General features: G+C 71.6%; 4 protein-coding genes and 1 pseudogene. 3 read left to right on the top strand and 2 right to left on the bottom strand.

Annotation, left to right across the window (positions count from 1 at the left end; genetic code table 11):
* Positions 1-150: 150 nt before the first annotated feature.
* Positions 151-402, bottom strand: a complete 252-nt coding sequence (locus VB739_RS16400) for a hypothetical protein (protein ID WP_323358083.1) — start codon at positions 400-402, stop codon at positions 151-153.
* Positions 403-461: 59 nt separating this feature from the next.
* On the opposite strand from VB739_RS16400, the gene VB739_RS16395 reads away from it, so the two are divergent.
* The 3 genes from VB739_RS16395 to VB739_RS16385 are packed head-to-tail and all read left to right on the top strand — an operon-like array spanning position 462 to position 3,056.
* Positions 462-1,037, top strand: a complete 576-nt coding sequence (locus VB739_RS16395) for a DUF2854 domain-containing protein (RefSeq protein WP_323358082.1) — start codon at positions 462-464, stop codon at positions 1,035-1,037.
* A complete protein-coding gene (argB, locus tag VB739_RS16390; protein ID WP_323358081.1) occupies positions 1,034-1,930 on the top strand; it encodes an acetylglutamate kinase in 897 nt (298 codons plus the stop codon). Before VB739_RS16395 ends, argB begins: the two co-directional genes overlap by 4 nt.
* On the top strand, positions 1,923-3,056 hold the full coding sequence (locus VB739_RS16385) for a DUF3153 domain-containing protein (protein WP_323358080.1): 1,134 nt from the start codon (positions 1,923-1,925) through the stop codon (positions 3,054-3,056). The genes argB and VB739_RS16385 overlap by 8 nt, the downstream gene beginning before the upstream one ends.
* Positions 3,057-3,079: 23 nt before the next feature.
* On the opposite strand, the pseudogene VB739_RS16380 reads toward VB739_RS16385, so the two are convergent.
* Positions 3,080-3,311, bottom strand: a pseudogene (locus VB739_RS16380) (primosomal protein N'); the annotation flags it as partial.

The raw sequence follows: 3,311 nt of genomic DNA, 5'->3' as shown, positions 1-3,311 counted from the left end.
CCCCAGCGCCGCGCCGTGCTCCGGCACCGGCGCCATCGCGCCCCGCCAGCGTTGCGCCGGCCGAGGCGGCAGCACCCGTCTGGGACACCTCCCCGCTGGTGCCCCTGGGCGACGATGACGACGACATTCCCTTCTGATTCGGACCCTGGTTCAGAGCCGTTCGCCGGCCTGGTCGATCAACTGACCCAGTTCCCTTTCCAGGGCCGCCAGATCGAGTCGCCATTGGCTCCAGCGGCCGCTGTCCAGCTGGCGCAGCAGCCAGAGCCGGTCCTCTCCCAGCTGAGACAGAAGTTCGGCCGTCGAAGGGGCCGCCGCCGCGCTCCAGGGGCTGTCGCCGGCAGCGCCGCAATCCTCGCTGCTGGTGGTGGGGACGTCGGTCGGGTGGTCGGGATGGCTGGCCATGGGGCTGGCGGGCGGCCTTGGGGGCTCCATCCTGCCCCCCGCTGCTGGACAATGGCGTGATGCAAGCGTTTCTCTCCCCCGGCAGCCTGGTGACCGTGGCTGGTGCCGTGCTCACCGTGATCGGTTCGATCGCCTACGTCACCGACAGCCCCAACATCAGCCTGGCTGGCGTGTTCTACGGCGTGCCGATCCTGCTGGGGGGGCTGGCCCTGAAGTCCTCCGAGCTGCCACCCGCCGAGCGACTCACCCCCGTGGCCCAGTTGCGCGATCTGCGTCAGTTGCCTGAGAACGAGCCGCTGCGCAAACTGCTGGCCGACGTCACCCGCTGGCGCTACGGCCAGAAGGCCCACCTGGAAAGCTCCCTCGAAGCTCTCAAGCTCTGGGATGAGGACTCCCCTCCCCAGCTGCTGGCCGTTGAGGAGCTCGACCACGGCGGCGGCTACGGGCTGCGTCTCACGATTGAGTGCCAGGGGGTGCCGTTCGAGCGCTGGCAGGATCGCCAGGACCGGCTGGGCCGTTTCTTCGGTCCCGGCCTCACCGCTGAACTGCAACAGGCTGGTCCTGGCCGACTGACGCTGAGCCTTCTGCCGGCACCCGCCACCTCCGACCCGTCCCTCGCCGCCCCCGTCCCTTGAGTCCCGATCGGCACATCAGTTCGGAAGACACCCTGAGGGTGTCCGTCCTCAGTGAGGCGCTGCCCTACATCCAGCGGTTCGCCGGCCGCCGCATCGTCATCAAATACGGCGGTGCTGCCATGGTGCGTGAAGACCTGCGCGAGGCGGTCTTCCGCGACCTGGCCCTGCTGGCCTGCGTCGGCGTCCAGCCTGTGGTGGTGCACGGGGGCGGACCGGAGATCAACCAGTGGCTGGAGAAACTGGCGATCGAGCCCCGCTTCCAGGACGGCCTCAGGGTCACCTGCCCCGACACCATGGACGTGGTGGAAATGGTGCTGGTGGGCCGGGTCAACAAGCAGATCGTCAATGGCCTCAACCGGGTGGGGGGCCGGGCCGTGGGACTTTCCGGCAGTGATGGCGCTCTGGTGCAGGCCCGCACCATGGGCGATGGCACCCTCGGTGTGGTGGGCGATGTGGCGCGGGTGGATCCCTCGGTGCTCTCCCCCCTGCTGGCCAGCGGTTACATCCCAGTGATCTCCAGCGTCGCCCCCAATGCCGATGGCCAGGCCCACAACATCAATGCCGACACTGTGGCCGGGGAGCTGGCCGCGGCGCTGCAGGCGGAGAAGTTGATCCTGCTGACCGACACCCCCGGCATCCTGCGGGACCGCAACGTGCCCACCAGTCTGATCCGCCAGCTCAGCCTTTCGGAGGCCCGCCGGCTGATCACCGACGGTGTGGTGGAAGGGGGGATGACGCCCAAGACCGAATGCTGTATCCGGGCCCTGGCCCAGGGGGTGAAGGCGGCCCACATCATCGATGGCCGGGTGGCCCATTCCCTGCTGCTGGAGGTGTTCACCAATGCCGGCATCGGCACCATGGTGGTGGGCAGCCCTGGCCTGCTGCATGCCTGAGGATCCGCTGGCCGAGGCCCGGCGGGCCCTGGATCGTGGCGAGTACGGCCAGGTGCTGCGGTTGCTGGAGCCCCTCCAGGAGGAGCGTTCGCCGCTCACGGCCGCAGGCGCTGAGCTGCGTCTGCTGATGGCCACCGCCCTGATGGGCCAGGGCCGTACCGACCAGGCCGCCGCCTGTTGCCGCGGTCTGGTGCGCTGCCAGGACCCGACGCTGCGCGCCCAGGCCAAGGCGCTGCTGATGGTGCTCGAGGCCCCGGAGCTGCGTCGTCCCAGCAACTGGTCGCTCACCCTGCCGGATCTCACCGGCACCACGCCGCTCGAAGGGGTCGGCGGCGGGGTCAGCCGGCTCTCCCGTCGTCGCCCCGAGCCACCGCCGCCCCCGCCGGTGGGCCCCACCCGGGCCCCGGTGGGCTTCGCGGTGGTGGTGGTGGTGGTGCTGCTGCTGCTGGCCTCGCTGCTGGGGGGCTGCATGGAGGTGCGCACTGAGTTGCGCTTCGAGGGACCCGGGCGGTTGCAGGTGAGCCACCAGCTGCGCAGCAACGGTGGCCCGCAGAGTCCCTGGCAGCGGCGCTTCGTCGCGGCGCTGGAGGGGCACGAGCCCCAGCTGGCTTCGCCCGGTCCCTTTCACGGGCGGGGGGGGAACGGTGACCAGCTTCTCTCCACCCCGGTGTTGCCGGCCCGTGAGGCGCTCGCGGCCCTGGCGGGCAGCCTTGAGCTGGCGGGCCAGCTCAGCGGTGTCCCCCTGAGCGCTCCGGTGGTCCGCTGGGAGGAGCGCAACTGGCTGGTGGGGGTGCGCCAGCACCTGCTGCTGGAGCTCGATCTGCAGCCCCTCGAGGTGCTTCCGGGGCTGGATCTGGCGCTGGTCCTCACTCCGGTGCGGCCGGCGGCCGTCTGGCAGGCGGCCCCCAGCAGCCCGGTTCCAGCGCTTCCGGGGGATGGCAACGGGGCCCGTCAGCTGATCTGGCCCCTCCAGCCGGGCCAGGTCAATGTGCTGGAGCTGCGCTGCTGGCGATGGAGTGGCCTGGGGTTGGGGGCGGCGGCGGTGGGCCTGGCCTTGCCGCTGGTGCTGGCCCTGCAGGCGACCCGGCGCCGGCTGGGCTTCGGCCTGCCGGAACTGCCGGCCTGACGCCCGCGCCGCCGGCGTCGGTTTCAGAGCTCCAGCGGGTCGGGATCGATCGTCAGGCTCACCCCCGGCGGCAAGGCCCGGCGCAGGTCGCCTTCGGGGGGCAGGGGCAGCGCCGCCATGCCAGCGCCATGCAACAGCAGTTGCCAGCGGCTCCGGCCCGCCACCCTGGCCACCGGGGCCGGCGCCGGCCCGATCAGCACCCAGCCGGCCCGCTCCACGGCCGGGCGGATCCTTTCGGCCAGGGCGGCGGCGGCG

The organism is Cyanobium gracile UHCC 0281, from assembly GCF_034931305.1.
GTDB classification, from domain to species: Bacteria; Cyanobacteriota; Cyanobacteriia; order PCC-6307; family Cyanobiaceae; genus Cyanobium; species Cyanobium gracile_A.
This window is presented reverse-complemented; position numbering and strand designations above follow the sequence as displayed.